Here is a 15534-nt window from a genome sequence, read left to right as displayed (position 1 = left end):
CGGGGGACCGCGCTCAGGGTTCGGTCGTCAGATGGAGATCCGACCGGCGCCGGTCATGTTCGATCTTCGCCTACCGGTAGGTGATGTCCGAGCTGGAGTAGAGGCAGTTGACGCCGTCGGCGCCGCTGCCGATCTTGGTGGGTTCGCCGCTGGTCACGCCCTTGTACTTCTCGCAGATCACGATCTTCTTGCCGGAGTCGCCGACGATCGTGATGCCGGAGAACCTGGCGGTGTCGCCGTAGTTGGTGTTGATGCCGGCCAGCGTCTTGCCCGAGTACGTGGCGGTGACGTTGGAGATGACGACGTGGCGCGCGTACTGCTTGGAGCAGTTTCCGCAGGAGCGGTAGAGCTTGCCGAAGTTCGTCACCTGGAAGTTCCTGATGTACATGGTGCCGGGGCCGTTGTGCTGGAAGACCTTGTCGCTGGCCGCCTTGGCGCCACCGCCGTCGATCGTCATCGTCTGGGACGACGAGGTGCCCTTGAAGGTGGCGGCGTCCTCGCCGACGTCCTCCCACCAGACGTTCTGGAGGGTGCAGGTGCCCGTGCAGTGGATGCCGTCGGCCGCGGGGGAGCCGAGGATGACGTTCTTCAGCACCGCGCCGTTGGCGAGCTTGAAGATCGGGCTCTGGCCTTCGTCCTGTCCGCCGCTGCCCAGGTCCCCGGTGCCGTAGTAGCGGATCATCTTGCCGTCGACCGTGCCGGATACGTTGATCGTCGCACCGACGGCCTGCTGGCCGCTCGGCGTCGGCCAGGCCGCGGCGGATGCCGACGGCCCGCTGGCGATGCCGCCGGCCAAGGCCAGCGCGGCGGCCACTATCGCCACTATCCGGGCCGGGATCGTCTTTCTCACGATTGCCTCCCTGCGGATGCCTTCGCCTGTCGTACACGTATGTGAACGAAAGACAGGTGAGTGAATGACCGTCAATGTAGGAAAGCGCTTTCCGGTCGTCAACGAAGACGTGATCTCCGGCGTCCGGTGGGAAGGCGTCGTGGCTGGCCAGGGCATGACAAGGCCGTTTGCTGGGAGTGAAACTTTCAGTTCTCCCGCTGTGGTTCCAGTAGGTCCGCCAGCGAGGACGTCATCGCCGTGACCAGGTCCCGGTGCGGGTTGATGAGCCACTGGAGTTGAAGTCCGTCCCACAGGGCCACCAGGGACTCGGCGATGCTCTCGGGGGCCCGGCTGTTGGAAACGCGGCCCGCGTCCTGGTCGCGCCGGATGGCGATCGCCAGCGTCTCGATCAATCTGTCGTACCTGTCGCGAAACCACTCATGCGCCGGATGGTCCGCAGCCGACGACTCCGCGGCCATGAGGGCGAGCAGCCTCAGCATCTCGGGGCGTTCGAGGTTTCGGTGAACGTACTGCAGCACGGCGTACGCCACACCCTGCTCCCGGCAGTCCGCCGTGAAGGAGCCGGCGTGCGCGGAATCGGCGTTCTCGAGTACGGCCACGAGAAGCGCGCTCTTGCTGGGGAAGTGATGGACGACGCTGGTCAGGCTGAGGTCCAGCTGCTTCGCGATCTCCCGCAGTGACCCGCCTCGGTAGCCGCGGGCGGAGAAGACGGAGGTCGCGGAGGCGACGATCTCGGCCTGGCGGCGCGCGCTCTTGGCATAGGGGCCCCGCCGCGTGCCGGGTCGGCTCGCCGTCTCTTCGGTCATGCGATCAACCCTATGGGCCCTGCGTCCGTTGCAGGGGGAATTCGGCCAACGAAATTATGGCAACTGTTCGGTTTTTGGGATAACGTCTCGCTCACCCACGCCACGACTTGCGGAGGAAGCGGTGGAGCTTCCCTCGGGTGGAGAGGACCGGGACCCACAAATGTTCATCTCGCCAATGCTCAGCTCAACCAGTGCGAAGTCACTCGTCGGCGGCCTGACCGTCGCACTGCTCCTGACCGGCTGCGGTCGGTCCGACGCCCGCCCGGCGGAGCAGTCCGCGGCGGCCGCCCCGATTGACGCCAAGCCTGCCGACGGCGCCATCACCGTATGGGCGATGGGAACGGAGGGCGAACTCCTGCCCAAGCTCGCCGCCGAGTTCAGCAAGGCGAACCCCGGCGCGAAAGTGCAGGTGACGGCGGTTCCCTGGCAGGACTACGCCAAGAAGGTACAGACCGCCATCGCCTCAGGAGACACTCCGGACGCCACCATGGTGGGGGCGGTGGACCTCGCGGCGTTCGCGTCCACGGGCGGGCTGGAGAAGGTCCCATCCAAGCTCGTCGACTACGACTCCTTCTACCGCGGCGCCGTCCAGAGCACCCTCTTCGAGGGCGCCGAGTACGGCGTCCCCTGGTACGTGGAAACGCGCTCCCTGTTCTACCGCAAGGACATGGCCAAGGCCGCCGGGGTCTCCGCACCCAAGACCTGGGAGGAGTACGGCCCGTTCCTCCAGGCCCTTCAGAAGCAAGGCGCCAAGTGGGGGTTGTCCCTGCCCACCGGTGCCACGGCGACCTGGCAGGGCGTCGTGCCGTTCATGTGGCAGGCCGGCGCCCAGATCATGAGCGAGGACGGCACCAAGTTCGCCTTCGACACGCCGGAGGCGCTCAAGGGGCTTGAGTTCTACCGATCGTTCATCAGCTCGAAGATCACCAGCCCGAACGGCCCGGTGAGCCTGGGCGAGATCGAGCCGCAGTTCGTCGCCGGGTCCACTGCCGCGCTCATCGCCGGCCCCTGGGAAGGGAGCCTGCTGAAATCCGCCGGAGGCGCGTCGTTCGTCGACGACAAGGTCGGCATCACCCCGCTCCCCTCCGGGCCGAAGTCCAACGCCAGCTACATCGGCGGCGGACAGTGGGCGGTGTTCAGGGACGCCAAGAACCGGGAGGGCGCTTGGAAGTTCATCCGGTGGATGGCCGGTCCTGACGCCCAGAAGACCTGGTACGACCTGTCCGGAGACCTTCCCGCCGTCGAGTCGGCCTGGAACGAGGGCAAGCTCGCGACCGATGCGACGTTGGCCGTGTTCCGCACGCAGCTGAAGACGGCACAGCCCGGACCGACCACCACGACGTGGCGGCAGGTCACCGCGGTACTGGACGCCGAGTTCGAAAAGGTGGCCAAGGGCGTCTCCTCGCCGCAGGCGGCCTTGCAGGAGATCCAGAAAAAGGCGTCGGCGATCGGAACCGGGGCGTAGAGATGGCCTCTCCTGCCACCATGCGCTCCTCGTCGGGCCGGGCTGCCAGGCCACCGCAGGCTATGTCTGGACATTCCCGGCGCACCCTGGTCGCGTGGGCCTTCTGCGCGCCCTTCATCGCACTCTTCGCCACCTTCGGCCTATGGCCGGTGCTCTCCTCGTTGTCGATGAGCGTCACGGACATCACGAACCGGGACGTACGGGCACCCTTCAGCGTCAACTTCGTGGGCGTTGAGAACTACACCAGCCTCTTCGGGGACCCGATTTTTCTCCGGGCAGCTCTTAATACGGTCTACTTCGTCGTCGCGGGAATCCCGCTGACGATGGTCATCGCCTTGGGTCTCGCCGTCGCGCTCAATTACGGGATCCAGCGGGCGAAGGGACTCTTCAGGGTCGCGTATTTCGCGCCCGTGGTGACCAGCATCGTGGCGATAGCGGTGGTGTGGAGATACCTCTACGAGGAGGACGGAATGATCAACTCCGCCCTCGCCGTCGTGGGAATCCACGGCCCGGACTGGTTGAACGACCCGAACTGGGCCATGCCCGCGCTCATCCTCATGGCGGTCTGGCGCCACTTCGGCATCCCGATGGTGATCTTCCTGGCCGGACTGCAGTCCATTCCCGAGGAACTGCGGGAGGCGGCCCACATTGACGGTGCCACCCGCTGGCGCACTTTCCGCAGCGTCACCCTGCCACTGCTCAGACCGGTCACGCTGGTGGTCGCCGTGCTGCTGAGCATCGGTTACCTGCAGTTCTTCGAGGAGCCGTTCGTGATGACGAGTGGTGGCCCGCTGGACAGCACCACGTCGATCAGTTACTACGCCTTCGAGCAATTCGGCTTCGGCAACTATGGCACGGCCGCCGCCGCCTCGTACGTGCTGGTGGCCGCGATCGCGCTGCTCAGCCTCCTGCAGTTCCGTATCTTCCGAGCGAAGGCGTGATATGACCACTGCGAGCGCGAGCACCGGTGCGGCCACGTCCGGCATCGGCGTACGCATCCGACCTGCCCGCATCATGCTCTACGGCGCCCTCGTCATCGGCCTGATCGCGACGCTGGCACCGTTCGCGTGGATGTTCCTGGGATCGGTCAAACCGACCGGGGAAATCGTCGCCTATCCGAGCTCCTGGCTTCCCCGCTCTCCGACGCTGGACAACTTCGAACTGCTGCTGTCGAAGCAGAGTTTCGGCCTGTACTTCTTCAACAGCGCGCTGGTCGCCGCGGTATGTGTCATGGGCAATCTGCTCTTCTGCTCCATGGCGGGGTACGCCTTCGCGAAGATGGAGTTCGCCGGAAAGCGGCTGCTGTTCGGCCTCGTCCTCACGATGCTGATCATCCCCGGAACCACGACTTTCGTGCCGCTCTTCGTCCTCGTCAGCAACATGGGACTGAGCAATTCCTACCTGGGATTGATTCTGCCCTTCCTCGTGACACCGCTCGGCGTGTTTCTCATGCGCCAGTTCATCCAGGACATTCCAGATTCGCTGGTCGAAGCGGCCCGGCTCGACGGTGCCGGGGAAACACGCATCTTTCTCCGGGTGATCGTCCCGCTCTGCCGTCCCGCTCTGGCCACGCTGGCGATCCTGACCTTCCTCGCCCAGTGGAACAACTTCCTGTGGCCGCTGGTGATCGCGCAGACCGAAGATCATTACACGCTGCCTGTAGCGCTCGCCCTGTTCTCGGTGGGCGCCAACGGCACCAACTACGGGCTGCTGCTCGCCGGTGCGGTCACCGTCGTCACCCCGATCCTGGTGCTCTTTCTGTTCCTCCAAAGGCAGTTCGTTCAGGGCATCGCCAACACCGGCATCAAATAACCACCGCGTGAATCACCGCGCGGAGAAAAGGAGCACCGACCATGCTTCGCCCGCAGGACGGCCCCACCCGCGAACGCCGCTCCCTGGCCGGCTTGTGGAGGTTCCGGCTGGACGCAGAGGGAGCAGGCCGCGCCGAAGGCTGGTGGCGCTCGCCCCTCGCGGAAGCCGTGGACATCCCGGTACCGGCCAGCTACAACGACATCTATCCCGACGTAGCAGTCCGGGACCACGTCGGCGACGCCTGGTACCAGACGAACGTATGGATACCGGCCCAGTGGACAGGACAGCGCATAGTCCTGCGGTTCGACGCCGCCACCCACCGCGCGACCGCCTGGGTCAATGACACCGAGGTCGTCACCCACGAAGGCGGCTACACCCCGTTCGAAGCGGACGTGACCGCACACCTGCGGCCGGGAGCCGAGAACCGCCTCACCGTCGTGGTCAACAACGAACTGAGCTGGGCGACGATCCCGCCGGGCACGATCGAGGAACGTCCCGACGGCCGCCGGGTACAGCGATACTTCCACGACTTCTTCAATTACGCGGGCCTGCACCGGCCGGTCTGGCTCTACACCACACCCCCGGAGCACATCAGCGACATCACCGTCACCACGGCCTTCGACGACACCACCGGCGTCATCGGCTACCGGGCGGACAGCACCGGGGAGACGGACTCGATCCGCGTGTCGCTGCGCGATGCCTCGGGTGCCGAGGTGGCCGCCGCCACGGGCGCGGTCGGCACCCTGCGCGTGCCCGACGTACATCCTTGGGCACCTGGCGACGGCTACCTGTACGAACTCGAGGCCACGCTGCTCAGCGCGTCCGGTGAGGTCACCGACAGCTACCGCCAGCCGGTGGGCGTACGCACGGTGGAGGTACGCGGGAAGCAGTTCCTGATCAACGGAACCCCCTTCTACTTCAAGGGGTTCGGCAAGCACGAGGACGCGGCGGTGCGCGGCAAGGGGCACGACGACGTGCTGATGGTGCATGACTTCGCGCTGATGGAGTGGATCGGCGCGAACTCCTTCCGCACCTCGCACTACCCGTACGCGGAGGAGGTTCTCGACTACGCCGACCGGCACGGCATCGTCGTCATCAACGAGACGGCGGCCGTCGGGCTCAACCGCAACATCGGCGGCGGCGTCTTCAGCTCCGGCGAACGGGTGCTCACCTTCTCCCCGGACGCGGTCAGCGACGAGACTCAGCGGGTCCACCTGCGGGCGCTCCAGGAACTGGTGGCGCGCGACAAGAACCGTCCCAGCGTCGTGTTGTGGTCCGTGGCCAACGAACCCGACCACGTCCAACCCGAAGCGCGCGGCTACTTCGCCCCGCTCGCCGCGGAAACCCGCCGCCTCGACCCGACCCGGCCCGTGGCCTACGTCAACGCGCTGCTCGCGCCGCCGGACCAGTGCGTGGTCACCGACCTGTTCGACGTGGTCCTGCTCAACCGTTACTACGGCTGGTATTTCGGTCCCGGCGATCTGGAAGCGGCCGAGACCGCGCTGGAGACCGAACTGCGGCAATGGGCGGCGCTGCACGACAAGCCCATCGTCATCACCGAGTACGGCGCCGACACCTACCCCGGCCTGCGCAGCGTCGTGCCCAACCCGTGGACCGAGGAGTATCAGGCGGAGCTGCTCGACGTGTATCACCGGGTCTTCGACCGGGTCGACGCGGTGGTGGGCGAGCAGGTGTGGAACTTCGCCGACTTCGCCACGACGCCGGGCGTCTTCCGCGTCGACGGCAACAAGAAGGGCGTTTTCACGCGCGACCGCCGCCCCAAGACCGCCGCCTTCCACCTGCGCGCCCGCTGGCGCAAAGAAGAGTGAACCCGGCCCTAATAGTCAACGGCCTCGGGTGCCTGGCCGATTCGGCGCGCCAATTCCTCTTCGTCATAGCGCACGTCTATGCCGTGTTGTTTCATCACCGAGACGAGTTTCTTCAGCGGAATGTGAATATCGGTGTGGCCGACCTCCTGCCACCCCAGGTTCGCCCCATTGTCTGATTCCGCGGACATGATCGTGAAAGGAACCTTGGCCCATCCTATTTCCGAGCACATGATCGCACCTCCGTCCGAGGTGCTGCCGCACTTGTAGATACGTACCTCTTGGAGGAAGTCGCCGGGCATGCTGAGCCTCCGAAGTGTGTCGACGTCGCGGAGCGCCAAGTTGGTGGTCGGCCCGGTGGCAGGAGGAGTACCCCGGCGCCGACCTCGGAATACGATCACCGCGGTCAAGATAGTCAAGATCACAGACTGCTTGACGACCTCATCGGAACCGGGCCTGCTCGGATTCCTCGGGTATCAGCCACCGAAGCACGATGTCCGAGAACAGGTCGGTGCCGATGCTCGCCTGAATTGTCGATATGCCGCTAGAGCAACTGGGGGAGCGCTGTCGTGCCTCGCCGGCACGGCTGGATCGGGAGTCGGTCAGGGTGGCCGGACCGGGGCTTCATCGAGCGGAGTGGATGGCCGTGAGGAGGTCGTCCGTCGTCACGATGGCGTGGGCGTAGGTGGGCCCGTTCAGCTCGTGAGCCGCACGGAGCATCTCCGCTGAGAAGGCCGCGGTCGCGTCCCGGACCAAGGTCACGTGGTATCCGAGCTCCATGGCGTACCTGCCGGTCGATTCGAGGCAGGTGTTGGCGATCAGGCCGATGAGGACGACGTGGCTGATGCCGTGCTGTCGGAGCAGCAGGTCGAGGTCGGTGTTGGCGAAGCCGCTCTGTGCCCAGTGCTCTTTGATGACGATGTCGTTGTCCTGCGGGACGAAATCGGGGTGGAACTCGCCGCCCCAGGTGCCTTTGGCGAACGTATGGCGTTCCTGGATCCCGCGCTGGGTGTGGTTCGGGTGCTCCCAGTCGTCGTAGTCGCCGGGCTCCCACCGCCTGTGCGGGACGATGAACACCCGGATCCCCGCGTCCCGGGCCGCCGTGACCACCGCGCGGAGATGGTCGAGGAGCCCCACGCTCTCGGCGACCTCCTTCAGCCGGGGCCAGGTCTTGCCGCCCTCGGACAGGAAGTCGTTGTAGGGATCTACCAGGAGGATGCCGGTCCGGCTGATCTCATAGGACGTGCCAGTCATCATTGCGCGGACTCCTTGTCATGCCGCTTGTGCCCGTGGACGTACCCAGGTCACGGCCTGAGCTGGGCAGCGCGGTCAAAGCCTTGGCAAGGTCTTCTCCTTGGCGGCGACGGCGCGGGCCAGTTCTCCTGGGCCCACCACGACCGCGCTCGAACGTACCCTTGCCAAGGCCCTCACGGAGATCGTCATCGGGCTTGATCTCAGCGACGACGATGCCATCACGCCGGAGGCCGCGACGGCCGTACCGGAGCCGGTGATCGCCCTCCTACAGGACCTCCCCGAGCTGAACCGGCGAGCCTCGTCGGGCTGATCAACCAGTGCGCGGGAGGAAAGCTGACCATGATCGGCATCTGACGGCCTGGGAAATGCCGGAAACCCTGGGACCTCCCGCCCAGCCTCCGGATCCCCACCAGCGGTGCGCCGCCGGTCCGGCGCGTCGAACCGGCGGCTCACCGCTGTTTATGCTCGGAGACATGACCATTCAGCGGATGGACAATGTCGCCATCGTCGTCGACGACCTGGACGCGGCTGTCGCGTTCTTCACTGAGCTCGGCATGGAGCTGGAAGGTAAGGCGCAGATCGAAGGCCTTTGGGCGGACCGCACCGTCGGACTCGACGGAGTCCGGAGCGACATCGCGATGATGCGGACCCCGGACGGCCACAGCAAGCTGGAACTGACGAAGTACCACAACCCCCTGGCGGTCGGCGCCGAGCCGGAGAACCCGCCGCCCAACACGCTGGGCCTGCATCGCGTCATGTTCGCCGTCGACGACATCGACGACACCGTCGCCCGCCTGCGCGCCCACGGCGCCGAACTCCTCGGCGAGGTGGTGCGGTACGAGAGCATCCTCCGGCTCTGCTACCTCCGCGGCCCAGCGGGCATCATCGTCGCCTTGGCCGAACAGATCGGTTGACACGAGCCCGCCGCGGGACGGCGGTTGAACCCTGATCGGCGCGAGGGCGAAGCCCTGGAGGTTCGCTCCATTGCGGGAGCGCTTACTCAAGAATGCCTCAGGACCCTGTCCGGCCTCCCACCTGCTTCTGAGATCGCTCGCCTTCCCGGGAGCGGCAACTCGCCTCAATGCCCTGCCCGAACCAGCCTGTCGAGCCGTTCCGAGCGTCCCGACGGGCCCACGGCGACGATCGCCATCCTTGGCACTTCCGCCACGAATCGATCATCCACCTGATGCACGACGGGCCGCCGGCGCCTTTCGCCCATGACAGAACATTGTTCGGTAGTGTTGTTGCCTATGACGGACATATTCGACGACCTCAAGGCCGAGTACGAGCAGTTGGACGCCGTCCTCGCCGGTCTCACCCCCGCCGAGTGGTCCCAGCCCTCGGCCGCCGAGGGCTGGACCGTCTCCGACGTGGTCCTCCACCTGGCCCAGACCGAGGAACTCGCCGCCGCCTCGCTCGCGGGCGAGGACGTCACGATCAGGCGCGGGCCCACCGTAGACGGCGGGCCCGGTCGGGAGCCCGGTGGCCCGTCCGGCCGGGCGTCTGGCAGAGGCGAGTCCGGCAGAGGCGAGTCTGGCGGAGGCGAGTCCGGCAGGGGGGTGGACGCGGCGGCGGACGCCATGGTGGCCGCCCAGCGGGACATCGCCCCCGCCGATCTCCTGGCCCGCTGGCGCGGGGCCGCCTTCGCCACCCCCGCCGCGCTACGCGCCCAGCCCAAGGGCACCCGGCTGTCCTGGGTGGCCATCCCGCTGTCCCCGGCGACCCTGGCCACCACCCGGCTGGCCGAACACTGGGCTCATGCCTACGACATCACCGCGCCCCTCGGCATCCCCTACCCCGACACCGCGCGCCTGCGCCACATCGCCTGGCTCGGCCACCGCACCCTGCCGTACGCCTTCGACGTCGCGGGCGTCGAGGGCGGGCCCGTCTACTGTGAGCTGACCTCACCGGACGGCGAGCTCTGGCGCTTCGGCGACCCCGCCGCCGCCTCCACCGTCACGGGCCCCGCCGCCGACTTCTGCCGCGTCGGCGCCCACCGCCTGGCCCCCGCCGACTCGATGCTGAAAGCGACGGGCCCGTACGGCGCCAAGGCGCTCGCCGTCCTGCGCAACTACGCCCTCTGACGGCTCCCGTCAGCGACTTCCATGCCTGAGAGCAAGACCACCGCACGGCCGACGGAGTCTGGGAGGACCGTCGCATGGTGGACGGAGTCTGGGGAGGGCTGCCGCATGGTGGACGGAGTCTGGGAGGAGGGCTGCCGCACTGTGGACGGATCAGCCGAACGTGGTCGACAGTTCGTCGGCGAGCCGCTCGATCGTCTCCCGGCCCTCCAGCGGGCGTGACCACGCGGCCGGGAACGCGGCGCTCCCGTGCACGGCGCCCAGGAGGTTGCCGCAGACCGAGCCCGTGGAGTCGCTGTCTCCCGAGTGGTTGACCGACAGCAGCATCGCCCGTTCCACCGACGGCTCCACCAGCGCGCAGTAGACCCCGATGGCCAGCGCCTCCTCGGCCACCCACGCCCCGCCGAGCGATTCGACCGCCTCCGGCGTGTGCTCGCCGCCGCGGGCCAGCTCGATCGCGGCGTGGAGCGCGCCTGTCGTCTCCTCGTGCCGCGGGTAAGCCGACGTCAGATCCAGGACATGCTGTACGGCGTGCGCCAGCGGTCGCCCCGCCGCCAGGAGTGCGACGATCGCCGCGAATGCCCCGGCGGCCAGGTAGCCCGTCGGATGCCCGTGGGTGATCTGCGCGCAGGCGGCGGACAGCTCGAAGGCGGCCCGAGGGTCCCTGACGGCCAGGCCGAAGGGGGCCGAGCGCATGACCGTTCCGCACCCCTTGGAATCGGGGTTCACCGGGCCTGGCTCGCCGAGGGGCGCCGGCCCGGGGAAGTGCCGGTGCAGGCCCGACAGGCAGGCGTTGCCGGGTGCCCGCCGGGAGTACAGCCAGCTCTCCTCGCGCAACCGGCCCGTACGATGCGGACCATCCGGCGGCGGAGGCGCGGGATGGTCCTGGGTGTCCAGCCAGCGCTGGTACGCCTGGCGTACCGCCTCCACGGCGTCGGCCGAGGCCTCGGCGCGGGTGAGGCCCTCCACGGTGAAGAGCGTCATCTGCGTGTCATCGGTGACCAGTCCGCTTTTGCCACGCCAATCAGTGACATATCCGGGAATACCGCCTTTGCCGTGATGCTTGCGGATCTCCCTGAGCGACTGGAACTCGATCGGCGCCCCCAGCGCGTCACCGATCGCCCCACCGAGCAGGCAGCCTCGAACTCGATCCCGGAAGTCCATAGGAAGATCCTGCCACTTCCTCCCGACCTCCCGACCGGCCGACCTCCTGACTTCCCGACCTCCTGACTTCCCGACCGGCAGGCGGCGGACCGGCCGTACCGGGGGACCGGCTGTACCGGCGGACTGGTCGTACCTGCCATACCGGCGAATCGGCAGACCGGCAGACCGGTGAGGTCACCCACGGCCGTCGCGAAACCCCTCAGGTGGTGACGAAGTCCGCGATGACCACGGTCGCGTCGTCCTTCGGCTCCACGGCGGCCATCTCGTCGAACACCCTGTCCAGGCACGCGGCGGGAGACGGACCACCGGCGAAGAGCTCCGTCATCCGCGAGGCGCCGAGCGCCCGGATCGCCCCGTTCGTGATGATGACGACGCGATCACCAGGACGGAGGGACACGCTGCCGACCTGCGGAGACAGGGTGTGCGCCAGACCGAGCCCGCGCTGCGGCGAGCCGTCCTCCAAGGAGTACGGCGACCCGTCCTCGAAGGAGTGCGACGTGGTGAGCGGCTGCGGCCGCGCGCTCTTCGGGCAGTGCCAGATCGCGCCGTTCCCGACATGGGCGAAGCGCAGGCATGGGCTGTCCGCCGCGTCGAGGATGATCAGATCCAGGGTGTTGACCAGGCCGGACGTGCCGGGGTCGAGCTGGGCGGCGGTGTGCACGGAGTGGTGTACCGCCTGGGCCCAGCCGTTCATGTCCACCTTCCGCGCCTCGCCGTACCGGGGCCGGGCGGCGACCACGGCGCCCAGGGCCACAGCGGCGGCGGAGACGTCGCCGAGCTGCCCGCCGCCCCGCCCGGCGAGCTGCCCACCATCATGGCCGCCGAGCTGCCCGCCGCTGGCCGTCGCGATCAGCCGCTCCTGGATGACGTACGCGTCGGACGGCCGGCCGTGCGAGCCCTCGTACGTACCGCCGACCGCCGACAATCGCGGCCGTGCCACCGGCATCCCGGGCGGCCAGGTTCCTCGTTGACCACGGATCGCCATCACGGACAGGCAGGTGATCAGGATCGCGATCACGATGAAGGTCATGAGGTCCCCTCTCGTCGCGGTCATCGCGACATGTGCCCCCGTAGCCGCGGTCATCGCGACACGCGCCCCAGTACACGCTCGCGCGCGGTGATATGACTGACGGCCGATCGGCCGTCATGCGGCGCGGTGGCCGGGGGTTCAGGGTGCGTAGGACGCGGTGCATCCCGCAGTAGAGCCGGCCCGAGGAAACAGCAATGCGGACCCATGACCCCATCCGCCGCCACGAGCGGAGAAAGCCGATCCGTTCACTTTCGGTGCGTTATCGTGAGACCCGTTTTGTGCTCCCATCGCGAGCGGACGGCGCATGGCTCTCCCCGGTTCCACGAGGTACGACTCGGCGGCCAGGCAGCTGGAGCAGGCCATCGCTCGTACAGGTGCGGCGGCCCGAGTCGCCGTCGGCCTGGTGGCGGTCGTCGCCGCCGCGCTCGGCGCGGTGCCGCCGGTCTCCGTCGCGTGGCTGGTGCCGATGCTGGCGGTGGACCTCGTGTGGACGGCGCTGTTCGCCCGCCTGGTGTGGCGCAGGGAGCTACTGCCGAAGTGGCTGGCGGCCGGTGACGTGGCCATCACCATCACGTTGTGCCTCTCGCAGCGCCACCTCGTGGCCAGGGAGGCGCTCGAGGACGGCGCGAGCTGGATCGCGGGGCTGGTCACGATGACCATCGTCGTCGCCGGGGTCGCCTGGCCGCCCAAGGTGGCCGTCCCCACCGGCCTGGCCGTGTCGGGGGCGTATTTGGCGGGGGCCCGGCTCGCCTCTCCTCCCCAGGACGTGAGCATCACGCTGGGGACGCACGTCGTACAGATCCTCTCGATCGTGGTGCTGATGCTGCTGCTGCGCCGCTCGGCCGCCTCGGCGGACGCCTTCCTGCGGGAGAGCGCGCGCAGGGAGATCACGCTCATTGTGGAGCGGCTGCGGCGCGAGGACGAGCTGCGGCAGGTCGGCAGCATCCACGAGACGTCGCTGCACACGCTGACCATGGTCGGCCTGGGCACCTACGACGAGCCCTCGCCCACCCTGCGCGGTCAGGCGGCGAGTGACCTGTCGGCGCTGGAGAAACTGCGGGACACCCCGCGCGCCGCCGCCGGTTCCATCGCCCTGGACGCCCTGCTGGACGAGGTGGCCGAGCGGGTGACGGGCCTGGAGGTCCATCGGAGCCTGACGCCGGAGACGGTGCCGGGGGAGGTCGCGGAGAGCTTCGCCCGCGCCGTCACCGAGGCCCTGGCGAACGTCGCCCGGCACTCCGGCGTACACCAGGCGGAACTGCTCTCCAGCAGGCGCGACGGCGAGATCCGCGTGGAGGTCGCCGACGAGGGCCGCGGGTTCGACCAGGACCGGCTGCCGCCCGACCGGTTCGGCGTACGCGGCTCGATCCTCGACACGATGCGGTCACTGCCGAACGGCGGCGCCGAGATCTCCTCCGGCGGCCAGGGGACCCGGGTGAGCCTGTGGTGGCGGCCGTGACCGAAGAGATCGAGCAGGTCGCGCAGCGCTACGCCCGCTACACCGCGATCGGCGCCGTGATGATCGCCATGCTCTGGCACACCGGCTACGACCTCACGGTCACGATCACCGGCTGGTACGACTTCCGCTGGCCGGTGGTCGCGGCGGCGGCCTGGCTCCTGTACACCGCGATCGCCGTACTGGCCGCCGTGGCCCTGCTGCGCACCTCCAGCGGCCCGGCACGGGGACGCGAGCTCGCCGTGCCCGTGCTGGCCCTGGACATCGCGGTGATCGTGGCCTGCTACCCCAAGGACCTGATCGGCCCCATCAACTGGGGCTGGGGCTCGGTGGGCTGGCTCGGCGTCATGCTCCTGTGGAACCGGCCGCGCGGGCGGGGCGAGCTGTTCGTCTTCCTCGCCGCCAACGCCGGCATCATGCTGGCGGCGATGGCCGCGACCGGGACGCTCGACCGCGTCTCCATCGCCAAGTACCTGATGGTCGAGGTCGGCAGCATCACCCTCCAGCTCGGTTACCTGGCCGGCTGCCACACGCTGCGCGTGCGCGCCGAGGACGCGGTGCTGCTGGCCCGCCGGCTCGCCGCCGACGACGCCTGGCGGGTCTCCGCCCAGCGCATCCACGCCGACCGGCTGCGCAGGTACGACGCCATCCGCGACGTGGCCGAGTCGCTGCTGAAGCAGTTGGCCGACGGCGCCGATCCCGGCGATCCCCGCGTCCGCGCGGACTGTACGGCCGGCGCCATGCGGCTGCGCCGCCTCATCACCGAGCGGGAGGACGTGCCCGACGCGCTGGTGTCGGCGTTGCGCGAGCGCATCGACGCGGCCGAGCGCCGCCAGGTCCTGGTGACGGCGCCGCCGTTCGGCGAGAACCTGCCCGACCTGCCGGAGGGCGTACGCGAGGACCTGCTCAGGGCGCCGCTCCGGGCATTGGACGGCGCCAGGTCGCGGGCCAGGGTCACCGTGTCCGCGATGTCCACCATGATGAGCGTGGCGGTCGTGGCCGACAATGATGATCTGCCCATCAGCACCACCCCGGTACACGAGCCGAGCGGCGTCGTCGTCACCTATCAGCGGCAGGGAGGGGAGTTATGGGTCAACAGCATCTGGCAGGGCCCGTGACCGTCGCCCTGGTGGAGGACCACCAGGTCGTGGTGGACGGCGTCAGGTCGTGGTTCAGCCCGCCGGGCCCGGTGTGCCTGGTCGCGGAGGGGTCCACGATCGAGTCCGTCCGCGGCGTGGCCGCCGACGTGCTGATGCTCGATCTCAACCTCAACGGCACCTTGGTCGTCGACCGGGTCGCCGAGTTATGCGGGGGTGGGCAGCGGGTCATCGTCTTCTCCGAGCACGAGGAGCCGGAGATCGTGCGCGCCGTGCTGGACGCCGGGGCCTCGGCGTTCATCGGCAAGGGACGGGCCACGCGGGAGTCCTGCTTGGAGACCATCCTGGAGGTGGCCGCCGACAAACCGAGCATGACGCCGCCGATGGCGCAGGCGATCGCGACCGATGAGGGCCCGCACCGGCCGCAGCTGTCGGACAAGGAGCGGGCCGCGCTGCTGTTCTGGTTCCAGTCGATGTCCAAGGCGTCGGTGGCGGCGCGGATGGGGATCAAGGAGCGGACCGTACGCCAGTACATCGACCGGGCCCGCGTCAAGTACGCGGCGGCGGGGCGGCCCGCGCCCACCAAGGAGAAGCTGCTCATCTGCGCCATCCAGGACGGCCTCGTCCGTCCTGACGAGGTGACCGTCTACACCTCACTGGCCGCGCGGTCAGGAGAGGTGACCTAGGAGAGCC

At 68.4% G+C, this 15534-nt stretch carries 16 protein-coding genes; 10 read left to right on the top strand and 6 right to left on the bottom strand.

Annotation, left to right across the window (positions count from 1 at the left end; genetic code table 11):
• Positions 1 to 70 precede the first annotated feature (70 nt).
• Positions 71 to 850, bottom strand: a complete 780-nt coding sequence (locus AB0L53_RS40040; protein WP_364005878.1) for a pectate lyase — start codon at positions 848 to 850, stop codon at positions 71 to 73.
• Between the two features lie 185 nt (positions 851 to 1035).
• Complete coding sequence (locus tag AB0L53_RS40035; RefSeq protein ID WP_364005875.1) at positions 1036 to 1656, bottom strand: TetR/AcrR family transcriptional regulator; 621 nt, start codon at positions 1654 to 1656, stop codon at positions 1036 to 1038.
• A 175-nt stretch (positions 1657 to 1831) separates the two neighbouring features.
• Here AB0L53_RS40035 and AB0L53_RS40030 point away from each other — a divergent pair, with 175 nt between their 5' ends.
• The 4 genes from AB0L53_RS40030 to uidA all read left to right on the top strand — a co-directional run bounded on the left by AB0L53_RS40030 (position 1832) and on the right by uidA (position 6762).
• Positions 1832 to 3121, top strand: coding sequence for a sugar ABC transporter substrate-binding protein (locus AB0L53_RS40030; protein ID WP_364005872.1), 1290 nt, complete (start codon positions 1832 to 1834; stop codon positions 3119 to 3121).
• A 62-nt stretch (positions 3122 to 3183) separates the two neighbouring features.
• Entirely contained in the window at positions 3184 to 4062 is an 879-nt protein-coding gene (locus AB0L53_RS40025; RefSeq protein ID WP_364005869.1) for a sugar ABC transporter permease, read from the top strand.
• A gap of 1 nt (position 4063) precedes the next feature.
• Entirely contained in the window at positions 4064 to 4933 is an 870-nt protein-coding gene (locus tag AB0L53_RS40020; protein ID WP_364005866.1) for a carbohydrate ABC transporter permease, read from the top strand.
• Positions 4934 to 4974: 41 nt separating this feature from the next.
• Entirely contained in the window at positions 4975 to 6762 is a 1788-nt protein-coding gene (gene uidA, locus AB0L53_RS40015) for a beta-glucuronidase (protein WP_364005863.1), read from the top strand.
• Positions 6763 to 6770: 8 nt separating this feature from the next.
• Here uidA and AB0L53_RS40010 read toward each other — a convergent pair whose 3' ends face one another.
• The gene (locus AB0L53_RS40010) at positions 6771 to 7061 is read right to left on the bottom strand and encodes a hypothetical protein (RefSeq protein WP_364005860.1); all 291 of its coding nucleotides are present in this window, start codon (positions 7059 to 7061) and stop codon (positions 6771 to 6773) included.
• Positions 7062 to 7383: 322 nt separating this feature from the next.
• Positions 7384 to 8016: an isochorismatase family cysteine hydrolase gene (locus AB0L53_RS40005; RefSeq protein ID WP_364005857.1), complete on the bottom strand. Its 633-nt coding sequence runs from the start codon at positions 8014 to 8016 to the stop codon at positions 7384 to 7386.
• A 97-nt stretch (positions 8017 to 8113) separates the two neighbouring features.
• Between AB0L53_RS40005 and AB0L53_RS40000 the strand changes: the two genes are divergently transcribed.
• From AB0L53_RS40000 to AB0L53_RS39990, 3 genes are all read left to right on the top strand, one after another.
• The gene (locus tag AB0L53_RS40000) at positions 8114 to 8323 is read left to right on the top strand and encodes a hypothetical protein (protein WP_364005854.1); all 210 of its coding nucleotides are present in this window, start codon (positions 8114 to 8116) and stop codon (positions 8321 to 8323) included.
• A 178-nt stretch (positions 8324 to 8501) separates the two neighbouring features.
• Entirely contained in the window at positions 8502 to 8927 is a 426-nt protein-coding gene (locus tag AB0L53_RS39995) for a VOC family protein (RefSeq protein WP_364006053.1), read from the top strand.
• A 336-nt stretch (positions 8928 to 9263) separates the two neighbouring features.
• Complete coding sequence (locus AB0L53_RS39990) at positions 9264 to 10097, top strand: maleylpyruvate isomerase family mycothiol-dependent enzyme (RefSeq protein ID WP_364005851.1); 834 nt, start codon at positions 9264 to 9266, stop codon at positions 10095 to 10097.
• Between the two features lie 150 nt (positions 10098 to 10247).
• Here AB0L53_RS39990 and AB0L53_RS39985 read toward each other — a convergent pair whose 3' ends face one another.
• Positions 10248 to 11258 (bottom strand): ADP-ribosylglycohydrolase family protein, encoded by a 1011-nt coding sequence (locus AB0L53_RS39985; protein ID WP_364005848.1) that lies wholly within the window; start codon positions 11256 to 11258, stop codon positions 10248 to 10250.
• Between the two features lie 199 nt (positions 11259 to 11457).
• Positions 11458 to 12288: a SpoIIE family protein phosphatase gene (locus AB0L53_RS39980; protein WP_364005845.1), complete on the bottom strand. Its 831-nt coding sequence runs from the start codon at positions 12286 to 12288 to the stop codon at positions 11458 to 11460.
• 304 nt (positions 12289 to 12592) lie between these two features.
• Between AB0L53_RS39980 and AB0L53_RS39975 the strand changes: the two genes are divergently transcribed.
• The 3 genes from AB0L53_RS39975 to AB0L53_RS39965 are packed head-to-tail and all read left to right on the top strand — an operon-like array spanning position 12593 to position 15527.
• A complete protein-coding gene (locus AB0L53_RS39975; RefSeq protein WP_364005842.1) occupies positions 12593 to 13747 on the top strand; it encodes an ATP-binding protein in 1155 nt (384 codons plus the stop codon).
• Positions 13744 to 14862 (top strand): hypothetical protein, encoded by a 1119-nt coding sequence (locus AB0L53_RS39970; protein WP_364005839.1) that lies wholly within the window; start codon positions 13744 to 13746, stop codon positions 14860 to 14862. Before AB0L53_RS39975 ends, AB0L53_RS39970 begins: the two co-directional genes overlap by 4 nt.
• Positions 14832 to 15527, top strand: a complete 696-nt coding sequence (locus AB0L53_RS39965; protein ID WP_364005836.1) for a response regulator — start codon at positions 14832 to 14834, stop codon at positions 15525 to 15527. The genes AB0L53_RS39970 and AB0L53_RS39965 overlap by 31 nt, the downstream gene beginning before the upstream one ends.
• The last annotated feature ends 7 nt before the right edge of the window (positions 15528 to 15534 follow it).

The organism is Nonomuraea sp. NPDC052129 (genome assembly GCF_040680095.1).
GTDB lineage: Bacteria > Actinomycetota > Actinomycetes > Streptosporangiales > Streptosporangiaceae > Nonomuraea.
The sequence above is the reverse complement of the archived record's forward strand: the minus strand, read 5'-3'. Positions and strand labels throughout refer to the sequence as shown.

Excerpts from the sequence above, each read along its gene's own strand:
- AB0L53_RS39980 (WP_364005845.1), bottom strand. The coding sequence starts at position 12,288 with ATGACCTTCATCGTGATCGCGATCCTGATCACCTGCCTGTCCGTGATG.
- AB0L53_RS40035 (WP_364005875.1), bottom strand. The coding sequence starts at position 1,656 with ATGACCGAAGAGACGGCGAGCCGACCCGGCACGCGGCGGGGCCCCTAT.
- AB0L53_RS39965 (WP_364005836.1), top strand. The coding sequence starts at position 14,832 with ATGGGTCAACAGCATCTGGCAGGGCCCGTGACCGTCGCCCTGGTGGAG.
- AB0L53_RS40005 (WP_364005857.1), bottom strand. The coding sequence starts at position 8,016 with ATGATGACTGGCACGTCCTATGAGATCAGCCGGACCGGCATCCTCCTG.
- AB0L53_RS39995 (WP_364006053.1), top strand. The coding sequence starts at position 8,502 with ATGGACAATGTCGCCATCGTCGTCGACGACCTGGACGCGGCTGTCGCG.
- uidA (WP_364005863.1), top strand. The coding sequence starts at position 4,975 with ATGCTTCGCCCGCAGGACGGCCCCACCCGCGAACGCCGCTCCCTGGCC.
- AB0L53_RS39990 (WP_364005851.1), top strand. The coding sequence starts at position 9,264 with ATGACGGACATATTCGACGACCTCAAGGCCGAGTACGAGCAGTTGGAC.
- AB0L53_RS40025 (WP_364005869.1), top strand. The coding sequence starts at position 3,184 with ATGTCTGGACATTCCCGGCGCACCCTGGTCGCGTGGGCCTTCTGCGCG.
- AB0L53_RS40020 (WP_364005866.1), top strand. The coding sequence starts at position 4,064 with ATGACCACTGCGAGCGCGAGCACCGGTGCGGCCACGTCCGGCATCGGC.
- AB0L53_RS39985 (WP_364005848.1), bottom strand. The coding sequence starts at position 11,258 with ATGGACTTCCGGGATCGAGTTCGAGGCTGCCTGCTCGGTGGGGCGATC.
- AB0L53_RS40030 (WP_364005872.1), top strand. The coding sequence starts at position 1,832 with ATGCTCAGCTCAACCAGTGCGAAGTCACTCGTCGGCGGCCTGACCGTC.
- AB0L53_RS40010 (WP_364005860.1), bottom strand. The coding sequence starts at position 7,061 with ATGCCCGGCGACTTCCTCCAAGAGGTACGTATCTACAAGTGCGGCAGC.
- AB0L53_RS39975 (WP_364005842.1), top strand. The coding sequence starts at position 12,593 with ATGGCTCTCCCCGGTTCCACGAGGTACGACTCGGCGGCCAGGCAGCTG.